The organism is Phenylobacterium sp., from assembly GCF_004799515.1.
In the GTDB taxonomy this organism is placed as follows: domain Bacteria; phylum Pseudomonadota; class Alphaproteobacteria; order Caulobacterales; family Caulobacteraceae; genus Phenylobacterium.
This window is the reverse complement of the sequence record NZ_SSMX01000046.1, coordinates 132,716-149,146: the sequence shown is the minus strand read 5'-3', so window position 1 is coordinate 149,146 and position 16,431 is coordinate 132,716. Positions and strand designations below refer to the sequence as shown.

11 protein-coding genes are annotated in these 16,431 nt (G+C 71.5%); 7 read left to right on the top strand and 4 right to left on the bottom strand.

What is annotated here, in order from left to right:
- Positions 1-78 precede the first annotated feature (78 nt).
- Positions 79-1,488 (top strand): hypothetical protein, encoded by a 1,410-nt coding sequence (locus E8A49_RS18315; RefSeq protein WP_293384865.1) that lies wholly within the window; start codon positions 79-81, stop codon positions 1,486-1,488.
- Here the strand turns inward: E8A49_RS18315 and E8A49_RS18310 are convergent.
- Genes E8A49_RS18310 through E8A49_RS18300 form a run of 3 tightly spaced genes read right to left on the bottom strand, consistent with a single transcriptional unit; the run spans position 1,485 to position 5,755 of the window.
- Positions 1,485-2,603 carry a glycosyltransferase family 4 protein gene (locus E8A49_RS18310; RefSeq protein ID WP_293384862.1) on the bottom strand — a complete coding sequence of 373 codons (1,119 nt, stop codon included), beginning with the start codon at positions 2,601-2,603 and terminating at the stop codon, positions 1,485-1,487. The genes E8A49_RS18315 and E8A49_RS18310 overlap by 4 nt on opposite strands.
- Positions 2,600-4,678 (bottom strand): glycoside hydrolase family 99-like domain-containing protein, encoded by a 2,079-nt coding sequence (locus E8A49_RS18305; protein WP_293384858.1) that lies wholly within the window; start codon positions 4,676-4,678, stop codon positions 2,600-2,602. Before E8A49_RS18305 ends, E8A49_RS18310 begins: the two co-directional genes overlap by 4 nt.
- 42 nt (positions 4,679-4,720) lie before the next feature.
- Positions 4,721-5,755, bottom strand: a complete 1,035-nt coding sequence (locus E8A49_RS18300; protein ID WP_293384855.1) for a hypothetical protein — start codon at positions 5,753-5,755, stop codon at positions 4,721-4,723.
- Between the two features lie 122 nt (positions 5,756-5,877).
- Here E8A49_RS18300 and E8A49_RS18295 point away from each other — a divergent pair, with 122 nt between their 5' ends.
- From E8A49_RS18295 to E8A49_RS18285, 3 genes are read left to right on the top strand one after another with little or no spacing between them, the layout of a single operon-like run.
- On the top strand, positions 5,878-7,830 hold the full coding sequence (locus tag E8A49_RS18295) for a hypothetical protein (protein WP_293384852.1): 1,953 nt from the start codon (positions 5,878-5,880) through the stop codon (positions 7,828-7,830).
- On the top strand, positions 7,827-8,858 hold the full coding sequence (locus tag E8A49_RS18290; RefSeq protein WP_293384849.1) for a hypothetical protein: 1,032 nt from the start codon (positions 7,827-7,829) through the stop codon (positions 8,856-8,858). Before E8A49_RS18295 ends, E8A49_RS18290 begins: the two co-directional genes overlap by 4 nt.
- A 2-nt stretch (positions 8,859-8,860) precedes the next feature.
- Positions 8,861-10,042 carry a hypothetical protein gene (locus E8A49_RS18285; RefSeq protein WP_293384846.1) on the top strand — a complete coding sequence of 394 codons (1,182 nt, stop codon included), beginning with the start codon at positions 8,861-8,863 and terminating at the stop codon, positions 10,040-10,042.
- Here E8A49_RS18285 and E8A49_RS18280 read toward each other — a convergent pair.
- The gene (locus tag E8A49_RS18280) at positions 10,039-10,830 is read right to left on the bottom strand and encodes a DUF6270 domain-containing protein (RefSeq protein WP_293384843.1); all 792 of its coding nucleotides are present in this window, start codon (positions 10,828-10,830) and stop codon (positions 10,039-10,041) included. The two genes, E8A49_RS18285 and E8A49_RS18280, sit on opposite strands and share 4 nt — an antisense overlap.
- A gap of 223 nt (positions 10,831-11,053) precedes the next feature.
- Between E8A49_RS18280 and E8A49_RS18275 the strand changes: the two genes are divergently transcribed.
- The 3 genes from E8A49_RS18275 (at position 11,054) to E8A49_RS18265 (ending at position 16,353) form a co-directional block, all read left to right on the top strand.
- Positions 11,054-12,781, top strand: coding sequence for a type I secretion system permease/ATPase (locus E8A49_RS18275; protein ID WP_293384840.1), 1,728 nt, complete (start codon positions 11,054-11,056; stop codon positions 12,779-12,781).
- Positions 12,778-14,190 carry an HlyD family type I secretion periplasmic adaptor subunit gene (locus E8A49_RS18270; protein ID WP_293384837.1) on the top strand — a complete coding sequence of 471 codons (1,413 nt, stop codon included), beginning with the start codon at positions 12,778-12,780 and terminating at the stop codon, positions 14,188-14,190. The genes E8A49_RS18275 and E8A49_RS18270 overlap by 4 nt, the downstream gene beginning before the upstream one ends.
- A gap of 213 nt (positions 14,191-14,403) precedes the next feature.
- Positions 14,404-16,353: a calcium-binding protein gene (locus tag E8A49_RS18265; RefSeq protein ID WP_293384834.1), complete on the top strand. Its 1,950-nt coding sequence runs from the start codon at positions 14,404-14,406 to the stop codon at positions 16,351-16,353.
- Positions 16,354-16,431: the final 78 nt, after the last annotated feature.

Sequence of the window (16,431 nt, the reverse complement as noted above, 5' to 3'; positions counted from 1 at the left end):
GAACCGCGATTGCCGCTTCCCAAGCCCAGGGCCGGCTTCTACCTAACATGGGAAGGCTTGGCGGGGACGGAACAGGCGTTGAGCGAGGCGGTCCAGACAGGCGGGAAGGTCGGCGGCGGCCGGGCGGGCGAAGCCTTCCGCGCGGCCATGTTCCTGGGCCTCCTGCTGACGCTGGCGGTCAATGTCCCCGGCCAGATGTCGCTGGATTCGGTGGTGTCGCTGACCGAGGCGCGCAGCGGGGTGCGCCAGACCTGGGCGCCGGCGGTCTCCTCCTGGGTGCTGAAGCCCTTCGACCACCTGGTGGCCGGGACCGGCCTCTACATTGCCGCCTCATCGGCCATCTTGTTCCTGAGCCTGATGTCGCTGACGCGGCTGCGGCCGCGCGCGACCTGGGCCGCCGTGGCCCTGGGCGCCCTGGTGGTGCTGACGCCGCAGGTCCTGATCTACCAGGGCATCGTCTGGCGCGACGTGTTGTTCGCCAACCTCAGCGTGGCGGGCTTCGTCCTCCTGGCCCACGCCGGCGAGCGCTGGGCGGCGAGACCGCCCGTCCTACCCCTCCTGGGCGCGATGGTCTGCTTGGCGATGGCGGGGCTCGCGCGGCAGAACGGGCTGATCGTGGCGGTCGCGGCGGCGCTGGTGCTGGCCTGGATCGCCTCGACGGGATCTGGACGGAGCGGCGCTTGGCGTCGCGGCGTCGCCTGGGGCCTGGGCGGCCTGGCGGCGGTGGTCGTCCTGGCGTTCGGCCTCAACCGCCTGGCCCAGCCGCCCCAGAGCTCGCCGACCCTGAAAGCCGACCTCGGCGTCCGCGTGCTGCAGCACTACGACATCGTGGGCGCCAAGGCGCACCACCCCGGCCTGAAGCTGAAGGAGATCGCCAAGGCCGACCCGGCCGCCGCGGACCTGATCGAGCGGCAGGGGCCCGCCGTCTATGACCCCAGCCGGGTCGACACCCTGGACAGCGACCCGGCCTTCCGCCGCACCCTCTGGCACGTCCCGGCCCAGGCGATCGGCGCCCAGTGGCGGCGGATTGTAATCCATTATCCGGCGGCCTACGCCCTGCAGCGGGCCGACGTCTTCCGCTGGACTTTCCTGACGCCGAAGCTGGAGGCTTGCCTGCCGGTGCAGGTGGGCGTGATCGGGCCGGCGGACCAGATCGCCGACCTCGACATCCTGGGCGGCGTCAGTCCGCAGAATAAGGGCGTCATGGCCTATGCGCGGCGCTTCTTCGGCACGCCGGTGTTCTCGCACCTGACCTGGGCCGTGGTCAGCCTGGCGCTGATCCTCTGGCTGTCGCGCCGCCGTGCGCCGGCGGACATTGCAGTGATCGGCCTCCTCGCCGGCAGCCTGCTGTTCGCCGCCAGCTTCGCGGTGATCTCGGTGGCCTGCGACTACCGCTACCTCTACCTGGTGGATCTGGCGGCGATGGTCGGCCTTCTCTACGCCGCCCTTGACCCGCCGAGTTGGCGCCGGGTCGCGAACGAGACCTAGGCCCGCCCGATCGCCTTCAGCCGCGCCAGCGCCCGTTCGCCGGCGGCCCGGACCGAATAGTGCTCGGCGATGAAGGCCTTGCCGCGCGCGCCCATGGCCCGCGCCTCCGCCGGATCGTCCAGCAGCTGCTCGATCAGCCGCGCGGCGTGCTCGGCGGAGGCGTCAGCCCAGACCTGGCCCTCGCCATGCGGATAGGCGCCCGGGGCGACCGGGACCAGATCGTAGTCCACCAGGAGGCCGGTTCCCCGGACCATGAAGTCGAGGTTGCCGGAATAGCCGGTGGCGATGGCCGGCTTGCCCAGCGCCATGGCCTCGGCCATGCCGCGCCCGAAGCCCTCCGAGCGGTGCAGGGAGACGAAGACGTCCGACGCCCGCACCAGGTTCTTGATCTCGTTGTCGGAGAGGTCGCCGTAGATCGCCTGGGCGCGCGGGCCGAGGGCCGCGAGCCTTGCCTCCAGCGCCGCCTGGGCCGCGTCGATGCCGCCGCCGCCGCGCGATTTGATCACGCAGTGGATGTCGGCGTCGGGCCGGCGCGCCGCCAGCCGCTCGAAGGCCTCCAGCACCGCGCCGGGGTTCTTGCGGTCGGCGAAGGAGGCGAAGTCGAAGAAGAACACCACCACGAAGGCCTCTTCCGGGATCGCGAAATAGCGCCGGCCCAGGAACGATGAGAGCTTCAGGTCCACCGGCAGGGGCATGCGGTGCACGGGCCGCGAGACCGCGTCCTCCAGCGCCGCCTGCACGAAGGCCGAAGGGGCCCAGATCTCGTCGAAACGGTCCAGCACCTCAGCCCACGCCTTGGGATAGCGGGCCAGCTCCCAGGCCGGATAGGCGATGTTGTAGCCGCGGGCGAAGGCGGCCTCGCCGACCTTGCCGATCACGCGCGCCGCCTCGTCGCCGTTGACCCCGAAGATGTTCACGCCCTCGCCCAGCGTCGGTGTCAGATGCGGAGCGAAGTCGCGTTCCAGGTCCGGATCGAAGGCGCGGTTGGCGTCGGCGACGTCCAGCAGCCGGGGCTTGAGGCCCACCGCCTGCAAGGCGCGCAGGGTGGAGCGCGCATGTTCGGCCATGCCGGTCGGCTGGAAGGGGTAGCCCACGACGGTGACGCGGGCGGTCACCGGGTGGCCTCCGCGGCGGGCGTCAGCAGGTCGGCGTCGGCGGCGTTGGCGACGGCCTCCAGCCAGCCGTGGCCGAAGCGGCGGTCGGGGCTGAGCGCAGCCCCGCTCTCCCAGTCGTTCCAGGCATGCAGGAACACCAGCCGGCGGTCGGGCGCGCGGGCGGCGGCCAGGTCGAGGGCGTGTTCGAGCCAGGCCTGCAGGGCGCCGGGGCTCGCGCCATGCCAGACCACCGGGGTGTCCTGGGCGCGCGGCGTGGTGTCGTGGGCGGCTGCCACGAGCGGGAGCTCGTCCTGCGCCAGCGCCGCGGCCATCCGCTCGGCCATCAGGGCGCGGTGGTCGTGGACCAAGCCGCGGAAGTCGGGGTTGATCACCGGCCCAGGCGGGCCCTCCGGCGCGCGCGGCGGGGCGAGGTCGGGCAGGCGGGCGTCGAAGCCGGCTGCGGCCGCGCCGCCGCGCTGGACCAGGAATAGGTCGCCCGCCGCGCGCCAGGCCGCGACGTCCGCGCGAGGCGGCAGCACCAGGATCGGCCGGCCGTCGAGCTTCAGCGCCGGGTCCGAAGCCAGGGCCGCCAGCACCGCCGGGGCTGCAACGGGGCCGCTCCAGGCCAGGCAGAAGGGGAAATCGGTCGCCGTCACCGCCGTCACCGCTGCGGCGCTGGCGACCTCGTGGCAGAAGCCGGCCAAGCCGTAGCGCGCCGCCAGTTCGGTGTCGCGGCGCAGCACCTTGGGGTCGGCCGGATCGACCGAGCCGTCCGCCGGCAGGCGCGGCTGCAGGTGGCCGCGGAAGTTGGGCAGGGCGCGCACTACCGCCGACCAGTCCGGCGAGCGGCTGTGGCGGAAGGCCACGACCTTGACCGGCGGCCGCGGCGTCCCGCCGGCGCGCGGCTGGCGCAAGGCCTCATAAGCGGCCGTGTCGTAAGCCGCCGGATCGGGATCGGCGGCGCGCCGCAGGTCGGCGAACAGGGCCTCGGCCGAGACCTCGCGGCCTACCGAGGCGCCTCTGGCCGGCCGCGCGGCGCGGCTGCGCACCCAGTGCTCCAAGGCGCTCAGCCCGCTTTCGGCGGCGTCTGGATAGGCGGCGAAGTATGCGGCCTCGTCGAAGTCCGGCGACGGCCACAGGCCTTCGAAGCTGCCGAGCGTCAGGTAGTGCTGCAACGGATTGGCGGCGGCCTGCGGCCGGTCGACGGCCTCCTCCAGGTAGTAGGCGGGACTGAAGTGTGGGTTCGGGCTCACCTTGGCCCGCGCGCCGCCGGCCAGGTAGTCGAGAAGCGCGTCGCCCGCGCCGCTGTGGCGCTGGCGGCGATAGGCGGCCACGTCGAACAGCGGATGCGGGTCCAGGCCATCCGCCGCGCCCTCCGTCAGATAGTGCAGCAGGGGTGCTATCCCCGCCGCCTGGGCGTGCGGATAGCGCTCCAGGTACCAGGCGCCGGCGAACAGCGGATGCGGCTCCAGCCCCTCGCGCCAGCCCCGGCGCAGGTAGTGGAGCAGCGGGTTCTCGCCGGTCTCGGCCAGTTCGTCGGACTGGGCCACGTAGTCGCGCACCCGAAACAGCGGATGCGGATCGGTGCCGGCCGCCGCGCCCTGGAAGATGAAGTGCTCGAGGGCGGTGAGCCGGCCCGCGCTCATCTCCGCCCCGTGACGGGCGCGGTAGGCGGAAAGGTCGAACAGCGGATGCGGGCTGAGGCCATGGCTGTCGCCCACCACCAGGTAGTGGGCCAGCGGCGGCCAGCGGCTGCCGGCCAGGGCCGGGGCGGACTTCAGGTAGCAGGCCTGGTCGAACAGGGCGCGGGGTTGGGCGGCCGGGTCCGGCCCGGCGCGGACATAGGCCGAGAGCGGCAGGGCCGGTCCCGGCGCGGAGCCAAGGCTCATTTCCAGCTCCGGCGCCCACAGGCCGGAGAGCCGCAGCAGCAGCACGCGGCCCGGCGTCTTGCCGCGGGCCAGCAGGCGGGCGAGCGGCGGCGGGACGCGGCGGGCGGCGGACCCGGCGTAGCGCTTGCGGCTGGCGGCCTGGAAGGCCTCCCAGCGCGCCTCGCCCAGCCGCTCACGCGCCTCGCGGGCCGCGCGGCGGCGCGCCATCAGGGCGCCTGGATCGGAGGGAGACGCCGTCACGCGCGCGGCCTAGTCCTGCGCCAGGAGGGCGTCGAGCCGCGCGCCGGCCGCCGCGGCGTCGCGGCGCAGGGCGTCGACGTCGGCCTCGAGGAACTCCAGCCGCTGGCGGGCCTCGAGCAGTTCGGTGCGCGCCGCGTCCAGGTCGCGTGTGGTGGGCGAGACCAGGACGCCGACCTCCCGCTGCCGTTCCGCCAGCGCCCGGGCCGGCGCGGCGAGGCCGTCAGGATCGGGCGCCTGGTCCGCGGCGGCGGCCTCGAACCAGGCCAGCACCTGGCCGGCGATCTCGCCCGCCCAGCCCAGGGCCTTCAGGCCCCGGCCCGCGTCGTTGTGGCGAAGGTCGGGGGTCAGGAAGCCGTCGATGGCTTCGGCGGCGGCCTCGGTCATCCGGGGCAGGGGCGCGCCGTGGGCCGCCTCGATCCGACTCACCTCAGCGCGCCAGTCGCCCAGGAGGCCGTCGTAGCCCACGAAGGCGCGGGGCAGGTCGCGGGTATAGGCCTCGGCGGCCAGCATGTAGGCGGACCAGACCAGCACCGACTTCTCCGGCGCGAAGCCGTCGCGCCGGCCCAGCGAGCCGGCCACCGCCAGGGGATGGCGCACCGGGATCACGCAACGCGCGCCGACGCCGACCCCGTCCAGCACCGCGCGCCAGAAGGGCAGCAGGACGGTCACCCGCGGGTCCTTCAGCAGGGGATGGCGCACCCCGCCGTACTCGTCCTCGAACAGGGCCAGGGCGCGGTCCAGCCAGCCGCGCTCCGCCGGGGCGTCCAGCGGCCGGTGGGGAAAGGCGAAGACGTCGTCCCAGGCCGAGCCGCCGGCCCTCAGGCGCTGGTTGTTGAACATCGCGATCTTCCAGGGCTCGAAGTAGCCCTTGGCGTTGTGCGTATCGCCCGGCATCACGTTCTGCGGCAGGGTCGCGCCGGCGAGCGCCAGCACCTGGGTCACCGCCGAGGTGCCCGAACGGTGCATGCCCAGCACCAGATAGGCGCTGCGCCCCGCGCCTGGCGCACCCGGGCCGGCGGTCTTGGAAGCATTGCCGGTGGTCATGGAGATCGGGTCTAGGGTCGGGCGGCGGGCGCGGCAAGCCCCGCCCGGTTGATCTCCCCCGATTGATCCCCCAGGCCTTCTGTTGCACAGGAGCGCTGACCGCTGAGAGGAATTTGCGCCGCATGGCCGTCAAGGCCCGACTGAAGGCTGAGGGCGACGGGGCCTATCAAGCCGTCGCCACCGCCTTCGACGGCGCCTTCTACTGGACGGTCAATCCGGACCTGCGCGGCGCCGAGCTGGACGTGGTTCGCCACTACCTCACCGCCGGATGGCGCGAGGGGCGCGACCCGGCGCCGTGGTTCTCGACGCGAGCCTACATGGAAGCCTATCCGGAGGTCGCCGAGGCCGGCTGGAACCCGTTCCATCACTACCTGGTCCGCGGCCGGGGCGAGGGACGCGAGGTGGTCCGCTCCGCCTTCGCCGAGGCCTATCTGCTGGAGGCGGCGCGGCGCGGCGCGGCCCCGGCCTGGAGCTTCCAGGGCCTGGGCGCCGACGGGCCGATCGCCCGGGCGCGCGACGCCGACCGCGCGGTCGCCGGCCAGGAATTCGACGCGGACTTCTATCTGGCGGTCAATCCGGACGTGGCGAAGACCGGCTACGACCCGCTCGACCACTTCCTGACCTGGGGCTGGCGCGAGGGGCGCGATCCCAACGAAGGGTTCTCGCTGGCGCACTATGTGGAAACCAATCCGGACGTCGCCGCCGCGGGGATCAACCCCTTCGTCCACTACCTGGCCGCGGGCCGCGCCGAGGGCCGGACGCCGCGCCTGGAGCTTGGCTTCCGGTATGAGATCATCAAGCGCCTGGCGCCCCTGGCCGAGCACGTGGCCCTCGTGGAGCGGGCCGCGGCGCGGCTGGCCCAGGGGGACGAGGCGCAGCTGGCCGCCGCCCTGGCCGCCAGGGCGCGGGCCGGGCTCGCGGCCCTGCACGTCACCTTCAGCCACGACGACTACACGGCCAACACCGGCGGCGTGCAGCTCTGCCTGCAGCGGGAGGGCGCGCGGATGGCCCAGCTCGGCCGCGACCACCTGCACCTCTATCCCGCCAAGCCCTGGCCGGTGGTGCGCCAGCGCAGCGAAGCCGGGCCGCTGGGCGTGCTGCTGAACGGCCAGGCGGTCGGGTTCTTCGCGGCGGCGACGGTCGCGGCGGCTCTGTCCAGGGCGGCCGGGCGCGACAGCGCGCAGCGCAGCTTCGCGATCCACAGCCTCTTGGGCCACAACGCCGGCGAAACGGCGGAGATTGTCGAGGCGCTGGGCCTGAGCGCCGGCTTCTTCTGGCTGCATGATTTCGCGAGCCTCTGCGCCGGCTACCACCTGCTGCGCGACGACGTGGCCGACTGCGCCGCCCCGCCGCCGGGCAGCGCGGCCTGCGGCATCTGCGTCTACGGCCCCTGGCGGGCGCGCCACATCGCCGAGCACGAGCGGCTGTTCGGCCGCCTGTCGCTGACGGTGGTGAGCCCGGCTGCGACCACCCTCGGCCTCTGGAAGGCGCGCGCGGCGGTCCCGGTCGCCGGCGAGGTCGTCCTGCCCCACGCCCGCCTGGTCGACCGCGGGCCCGCGCCGCCGACCCCGGCCAACCGGCCGTTGAGGATCGCCTATGTGGGCATGCCCTCGGCCCACAAGGGCTGGGAGGTGTTCCGCGACCTTATCGTCCGCCACGCCGCCGACCCGCGCTACCGCTTCCTGCACCTGGGCGGGCGCACGCAGCCCCGCCTGCCGCTGGAGTTCCACAAGGTGAGCGTGAGCGAGGCCGCGCCCAACGCCATGCGTGACGCCATCGCCCGCCACGAGGTGGACGCCGTGCTGATCTGGCCGCTCTGCCGCGAGACCTTCTCCTTCACCGCCTACGAGGCCGTGGCCGGCGGGGCGGCGGTGATCACCGGGCCGGACAGCGGCAACGTCGCGGCCTTCGTGGCCGGGACCGGGCACGGCCAGGTGCTGGCGGACGAGGCGGCGCTGGCGCAGGCCTTCGACGGCGGCGGGATCGCGGCGCTGTCGCGCGCCGCCCGGCGGCCGCAGCTCTACGACCTGGCGTTCAGCGGGCTGACGGCCGAGCTCCTGGAGGCCGCGGGATGAAGGTCCTTTGCTATTCCAGCTTCACCTTCTCCTACCTGAACCGCGCGCGCGTGCTGTTCCAGAGCCTGCGGCGCTTCCATCCGGACTGGGAGCTGGTGGCGCTGATCACCGACGAGCCGCCGCCGGGCCTGCGGCTCTACCTGGCGGCCGAGCCCTTCGACCGGGTGGTCTGGGCCAAGGACCTTGGCGTCGCCGACTTCGCGGCGTGGCTCTTCAAGCACGACGTGGTGGAAGCCTGCACGGCGGTGAAGGGCCCGTTCCTGCGGCAGGCCTGCGCCGGCTCCGGCGCGGACGCGGTGATCTACCTCGATCCGGACACCGCCCTCTTCGCCAGCCTGAGCCCGCTGGAGGCCTGGCTGGAGGACAGCGACATCCTGCTCACCCCGCACCTGATCGAGCCCAACCACACGCCGGAAGCCATCGCCGACAACGACCTGTCGGCCTCGCGCACCGGCATCTTCAACCTGGGCTTCGTGGCCGTGCGCGCGGGCGGCGAGGGCGCGCGCTTCGCCGAATGGTGGAACGAGCGCCTGCTGGATTGGTGCTACGACGACATGCCGCTGGGCCTCTTCGTCGATCAGCGCTGGTGTGACCACGTCCCGGCCCTGTTCGACAAGGTCAAGGTGATCCGCGACCCGGGCTACAACGTCGCGAGCTGGAATCTCAGCACACGGACGGTCGAGATGCCCAAGGGCGGCGACATCACCGTCAACGGGGTTCCCCTGCGCTTCTGGCACTTCACCAAGCTGGGGCCGCTGGGCGACGCCATGACCCGCAAGTATGGGGGCGACAACTATCCGGTCTATGAGATCTGGAACTGGTACAAGGACCAGGTGGCCGCGGCGACCGATCCGGTGATCCCAGACGGCTGGTGGGCCTACGGCGCCTATTCCGACGGGACGCCGATCGCCAAGCCGCACCGGGTGATCTACCGCCAGCGCCCCGACCTGCAGGCGGCCTTCCCCGATCCCTTCGACGCGGTTGAGGGCGGCTACCTCGGGTGGCTGGCGCACGAGGGACTGCTCTGACCATGGCCCGGACCGCGCCCAAGCCCGTCGGCCTCGCGCAGAAGGCCGCCGCGGTAGCCAAGCTGGTCGAGCGCCTGCGCGGCGAGCTCGCCGCCGCCCACGGCCTCGTGCACCAGGCGCAGGTGCGCGAGGCCCTGACCCGCACGGAGCTCACCCTGGCGCTGACCGCGGCGCTGCAGGGCCGCGCCGAGGCCCTGGGCGCTGCGCGGACCGATGGCCTGGCGCGGTTGGCGCCGCGGGCCCGTCCGCTGCCCGCGCCCTTGGGCCGAAACTGGCAAAGGCTGCTGCTGCGGGCCGGTACGGCCGGCGAGGCCCGGCTGATCGCGGCCAGCGGGGTCTGGCGCGACGGCGGCCTCGCGGAGATCGCCGCCTACGCCCGGCGCAAGGCCGATCCCGCCGCGACGCCCGCCAGCCTGTTCGACCAGGCCTTCTACCTGGCCGCATACCCCGAGGCCGCCGGCTTCGGCCACTCGCCCCTGCTGCATTATCTGGTGCGCGGCGCGGCCGCCGACGCCCAGCCGCATCCGCTGTTCGATCCCGCCCACTACCGGGCCGGCGGCGAGGCGGACCTGGGCGGGGCCACGCCGCTCGGCCACTTCCTGCATCGCGGCGCCTGGCTGGGCCGCGATCCGCACCCGCTGTTCGACCTCGCCCATTACGCCGGCCAGCGGCCCGGGCTGGCGGCCGGCGAGGACCCCGTCTCGCACTACCTGCGCCAGGGCTGGCGCGACGGCCTTACGCCGCATCCGCTGTTCGACCCGGCCTGGTACCTCGCCCAGGCCCCGCAGGCGGCCGAGACCGCGCCGCTTCCGCACTATGCGAGCGTCGGCTGGCGCGAGGGCCTCTCGCCGCATCCGCTGTTCGACCCCCGTTGGTACCTGGCGCAGTACGAGGACGTCGCGGCGGCAGGTTTCGAGCCCTTGGCGCACTTCCTGGGCGGCGGGGCGGCGGAGGGACGGAGCCCGGGGCCGTGGTTCGACGTCCCGCACTATGTCGCGGCGCGCGGCGAGGGTCTCCGTCCCGGGGCCAATCCGCTGATCGACTATCTGCGCGGCGGCGCTTGGGCGGTGGCCGAGGCGCGCCCGGGTTTCCCCACCGCGGCCTATCTGGCGCAGAGCCCCGAGCTGGTGGCTATGGGCATGACGCCCTTGGAGCACTGGGCCCGCAAGGCGGCGGCCGCCTAGGCGGCGAGCGCCGGGCGCAGGCCCAGGGCCTCGAGCTGGCGCCAGACCTCGGCGTAGTAGGCCGGCACATAGTGGAAGGGGCTGAGCCCCCAGAGGTGCGCCTCGTCCGCCAGCCGTTCGGCGGGCGCCGCCACGCGGGCCAGCGGCGGCATCAGCGCTTCGAAGGCCTCCTCGTAACGAGCCAGGAGCGCGTTGTGCCCCTCAATATCCGCCGGGCGGCCAGGCAGGATCTCGACGCCGGCGATCGGCGCCGGGCGGCCGTTCGCCGTGCGCTGCTGCTGCGCCCAGCGGGCGGAGTGCAGGATCAGCCGGGCCTCGGCGAGCGGCGTGGCGCGGACCAAGGCCGCCAGCTCGCTACAGGCCTCCAACCAGAGCCGGTCGCAGGCGGCGGACAACCGCGCGATCCGCCGCGCGCCGCGGAGCGCCGGACGCTCCAGATAGCCGCTGGCCTCCAGCTCCCAGCTGTCGGTGACCAGGCTGCCTGCGACCGAGAGCAGGTCGAACCGCTCATCGATGAAGTCGAAGATCAGATGGGTCGGGCGAAAGGCCACCAGCTCGGCGAGCGCGGTCTTGCGCAGATCGGCGACCAGCGCCCGGTGCGGCTGCGGCCGCAGGCCCTCCGGCGGCCTGGCCGCGGGGCGGAAGCCCGCCACGGGTGTGGCAAAAAGGCTCGGCAGGCTGGTGCGCGAGACATAGAGCAGTTCCGCCGGCGCGGCGCCCTGCGTCTCGCCACGGAACCGCCACAGATCGCGGCTTATGCAGCTGCCGACAATGGCGACCCTGGACATCAGACCTCTCGGCGGCGCCGTTTCCGTGGGCGGCCGCTATGCTTGTAGCACGGCCCCTTCGCGCCAGATTGACATCGAGAGGGGCGCCAAGCATCTGTCCGCCGGCTTTGGGCGTTCAGGATTCGGTGCGTGGCGGTCGATGAATTTCGACTCGCGTTCATCCTTTTAGGTCATCCTGCTTATTATTAACGGCGGAACGAACGGACACCACGGCTCGGCGCGCATGAAGATATTCACCTTCCTTACGAATCAGCCCGACAACGTGCTGACCCGCGCCTTGGGCGAAGCCAAGCATCCCTTCGCGGTCGCCGCCTCGTTCAGCTTCTTCTCGAACCTGCTCTACCTGGCGCTGCCGCTCTACACCTACCAGGTCTACGGCCGGGTGATGGTGAGCCAGAACATCCCCAGCCTGGTGGTGCTGAGCGCGATCACCCTGTTCGTCTTCGCCGTGTCCAGCGCCATCGACGACTTCAGGGCGCGCATCCTGATCAACTATGGGGTGATGCTCGACCAGCGGGTGTCCGGCAAGGTGTTCTCCGCCCTGTTCGACGCCGCCGTGCGCGGCGACGAAGGCGCGCGCTCCCAGGCGCTGCGCGACCTCGACCAGTTCCGCCAGACCCTGACCGGCGCGGCGGCGGCGGTGTTCTTCGACGTGCCGTGGATGCCGGTCTTCCTCATCGCCCTCTATCTCATCGACCCGGCGGTGGGCGTGCTGGCGACGGTGGGCGCGGTGATCCTGTTCCTCCTGGCGCTGGCGCAGAGCAATGCGGTCCGCACCGTGGCCAAGGACGCCAGCGATGGCCAGCTGCGCAGCTATGCGTTCACGGAGGCCGCGCTGCGCAACGGCGAGGTGGTGCGCGCCATGGGCATGCTGCCCACCCTGGGCGGCTCCTGGGCCGGCCACCGGAAAGTGGCGATCGAGCGCGGCGCCGCCGCGGCCGAGATCTCCAACATGTACACCGACATCATCAAGGCGGTGCGCATGGGCATCCAGGTGCTGATTATCGCGATCGGCGCCTTCCTCATCATCAAGGGCAAAATTCCCCAAGGTTTGCTGTTCGCCAACATGATCCTGGCCAGCCGCGCCCTGGCTCCGATCGAGAAGATCGTGGCGTCGTGGGAGCCGCTCAACAACATGGTCCGCGCGCACGGGCGGCTGATGACCCTGCTGTCCAAGGCCGAACCGCAGACCTCGGCGACCTCTCTGCCGCGCCCCAAGGGCCGGCTGAGCGCCGAAGCGGTCAACTTCGCGCCCCCCGGGGCGACCAAGCTCCTGCTGGGCAACATCAACTTCGCCATAGAGCCGGGCGAGACCCTGGGCGTGATCGGCCCGTCGGGCGCCGGCAAGTCGACGCTGGCGCGCCTGCTGGTCGGCATCTGGCGGCCGCTGAACGGTGTGATTCGCCTGGACGGCGCGGACGTGTTCACCTGGAACCGCCCCGACTTCGGCCGCCACGTGGGCTACCTGCCGCAGGACACCGAGCTGTTCTCCGGGACCATCCGCGACAACATCGCCCGCTTCCGCACCGACATCACCGACGCTGACGTGATCGCCGCTGCACAACTGGCGGGCGTGCACGAGCTCATCCTGCGGCTGCCGAAGGGCTATGAGACCGAGGTCGGCGCCGACGGCCACACGCTGTCGGCCGGGCAGCGCCAACGGGTCGGCCTGGCGCGCGCCATGCTGGCCAATCCCGCCTTCGTGGTGCTGGACGAGCCCAACGCCAGCCTCGACGCCGAGGGCGAGGAAGCCCTGATGCGGGCGATCGACGCCCTGAAGGCCAACGGCTCGACCGTGGTGATCATCTCGCACAAGCCGTCCGTGTTCCGCGCCGCCGACAAGATGCTGGTGCTGCGCGACGGTCGGATCGACCTGTTCGGCCCACGCGACCAGGTGATGAGCCGGCTGATGAAACCGACCGAAGTACGCGCCGTTGAGGCTGGACGATGAAGCTCGACCTTACCCCCATCCGTTCGTCCTACGTCGCCCCGACCTTCGGCGACGACCAGCACCTGCCGGTGGATCCCGCGCTGCACCAGCGCATGCGCCGGCCGATGCTCATCGGCGGGGCAGTGATCCTCGTCCTGGTGGTGGGCCTGAGCGTCTGGGCCTCGGTCAGCCCCTTGAGCACCGGCGTCAGCGCCCAGGGCGAGGTGCGGGTCGAGATGAACCGTAAGAGCGTGCGCCACAAGGAAGGCGGCGTGGTTCGCCAGGTTCTGGTGCAGGAAGGCCAGCACGTCCGCGCCGGCCAGCCGCTGATCATCTACAACGACGTCGAGGCGCGCGCCGCCCACGACGTGCTGCAGCATGAGTACGACAGCCTGCAGGCCCAGGTCGCCCGCTTCAGCGCCGAGGCCCAGGGCAAGACCAGCGTCGACTTCCCGCCCGAGCTCATGTCCCGCATGGCCGATCCGCGGGTCTCCGGCCTGATTCGCGACCAGCAGGTGCTGTTCACCACCCGCGAGCAGCTGTTCCAGAGCCAGAACTCCGTGCTCAGCCAGCGCATCGATCAGCTGCAGAGCCAGATCGAGGGCGACCAGACCCAGGTCGATTCGGCCGATGAGCAGATCAAGCTCACCAAGGACGAGATGGATGGCTACCAGATCCTCTACGACAAGGGTTTCGCGCCCAAGCCGCTGATCCTGCGCTATCAGCGCTCCATCGCCGACCTCAGCGGCCACAAGGGCCAGCTGCTCTCCGACATCGCGCGCCTGAAGCAGCAGCAGGGCGAGACCCGCATGCAGATGGCCGCCAACCGCGACACCCGCACGAGCCAGGCCGCCGAAGGCCTCCGCGATTCGCAGGCCCACATCGCCGACACCGCGCCGCGCCTCACCGCGGCCGACCAGGCCCTCGACCAGACCGTGGTGCGGGCGCCGGTCGATGGCTATGTCTTCAACCTGACCCAGTTCACGGTGGGCGGCGTCACGGCCCCCGGCGAGGAGCTGATGAACCTGGTGCCCTCCAACGCGCCGATCATCGTCGAGGCGACGATTAAGCCGCAGGATATCAACAAGATCCACGAGGGCATGCCCGCAAAGGTGCGGTTCACCGGCCTGAATTCGCGGTGGCACGGCCCGCTCGACGGCAAGGTGATCATGATCTCGGCGGACAAGATCTCCGCCCGGGCGTCGGGACTGCAACCTGCAGGACCTAGCGCGTCGGGGGCGGGCCCGGATTCCTTCTATCGCGCCGACGTGAGGATCGATCCGCAGGAGCTGACCAAGCTCGCCAAGACCACCCAGATTACCCCCGGCATGCCGGCGAGCGTGATGCTGGTGGCGGGCAAGCGGACGGTCATGGGCTCGCTGCTTTCGCCGATCACAGACACCATGCGCGGGGCGCTGTCCGACCAATAGATGCGTCTCGGTGACAGGGGTTAAGTGGAAGGAATCCGCGGCCTTTTAGCTGTTGCGTAAATTGCGGGCTTCCGATACCTCTTCCCTCGGGCTCGTTTAACCTTCGCCGCAGCCATGCTATGGCGCTTGGGACAAAGGGACCGTCGGGACAGCCCCATCGGGGATGGGGGTCAGGCGTGCCGAGGGTCCGTGTGACACAGACTGGAGAGATCTATGGCGACTTATATCTTTGAGACCATCACCGCGGCCCAGGCGCTCGCCTTCGGCGCGAGTGACAGTCTGGTTTTCTCGAATTCGACTTCGCACGGTTCAGCGATGACCGTGACCTATGTGGCGCCGACCGCGCTGACCTCCGCTGAGGTGATCGTCACCGACAACGCCGATGGCCATTCGGTCGTCTTCGGCACGGGCGTCTACGGGCTCGGCGAAACCGGCGGCCACGCCGCGGTCTTCTCGGACGGCTCGACCCTGGTGGTTGGCGACAACGTCGCCGGCGACAACGCCACGGGCACCGCCCAGGGCGATGGCCTGTTTGGCGGTGGCGGGGACGACACCCTGACGGGCGGCAACGGCGCCGACCTGATGCAAGGCAATGGCGGCAACGACAGCATCGTTGGCGGCACGAAGGGCATCGACACCATCTTCGGTGGCCAAGGCAACGACAACATCGAGGTCCAATCCTCGGGCAGCTTCGTCCAAGGCAACCTCGGCAACGACAACATCGACGGCACGACCGTCACCGGTCACCTGACCCTGCTGGGCGGCCAAGGCGACGACAGCATCCACGGCGGTTCGGGCGACGACATCCTGTCCGGCGACAAGGGTGATGACACCATCGCCGGCGGCGGCGGCAGCGACAGCATCGCTGGCGTCGACGGCGACGACTCGATCACCACCAGCGGCGCCGGCAGCGACACCCTGGACGGCGGCAACGGCGACGACACGATCACCGCCGGCGCTAGCGGCAGCTCCGTCATCACCGGCGACGCGGGTGACGACTCGATCACCGTGAGCGGCGCGGGCGCCACCACGACCGTCCAAATCCAGGGCGGCTCGGGCGACGACACGATCACCGACGGCGGGCTCGGGACCGACACCATCCTGGGCGGTCAGGGCGACGACTCGATCGACGTCACCGGCAGCGGCTTGAAGTTCATCGACGGCAACCTGGGCAACGACACCATCGTCGGCGGCGCGGGTATCTCGACCGGCGACGTGGTTCTCGGCGAGGCCGGCAACGACTCGATCAACTTCAGCGCCGCCGCGGGCACCATTGCGGTGCATATCGACGGGGGCGCCGGCAACGACGTCATCGTCGGCACGACGGGCTCGGGCGCCGACTCGATCACCGGCAACGATGGCAACGACACCATCACCTCGGGCACCTCGGGCTCGGCCACCCTCGACGGCGGCAACGGCGATGACTCGATCGCGCTCAACGGCGCGGCCGGCACCTCGGCCGACACCGTCACGGGCGGCGCGGGCAACGACACGATCACCGCCGCGGCCGGTCACGGCGCGGATGTGATCATCGTCGGCGATGGCAACGACTCGATCAACGTCAGCGGCGCCATCGGTCCCCAGACGATCACTGCCGGGGCTGGTCACGACCACATCATCGGCAGCTCCGGTAACGACCTGATCCAGGTCGGCGCTGGCGGCGACCACATCGATGGCGGTTTGGGCTCCAACACCATCGTGGGCGGGGCCGGCGACGACACCATCCATGGTGGCGCGCACGGCGCCGGCACCGACGTCCTGACGGGCGGCGGCGGCGCTGACGACTTCACGTTCTCCGCCGGTGACAGCCAGGCCACGGCTGCGTCGACCCCGAACGCGGGTATCACTCAGATCCGCGATTGGACGTCGGCCGACTCGCTGGACTTCGGGCTCGGCCATGCCTCCGGGACGAACTTCAGCACCACGACGGCGACGGACTTCAACGACGCCATCACCGAGGCCAACGCTCACCTTGGCACGGGCAGCTTCGTTGCGGTGCAGGTCGGCACGGACGTGATCGTGTTCGCCGACACGAGCACCTCCGCCGCGGGCTCTACCCCGGCGATCATCGGGACGCCGGACCACCACATCAGCGCCGCCGACGACGCGGTGACGCTGGTCGGTAAGACCCTGGCGGACATCAACTTCTCGAACATCATCTAAGCTTCGGCTTCGGTGACAAGGCTTGGGGCCGCCCTTCGGGGCGGCCCCTTTCTTTTGCGCGCTAGGCTGGCTAGAGCC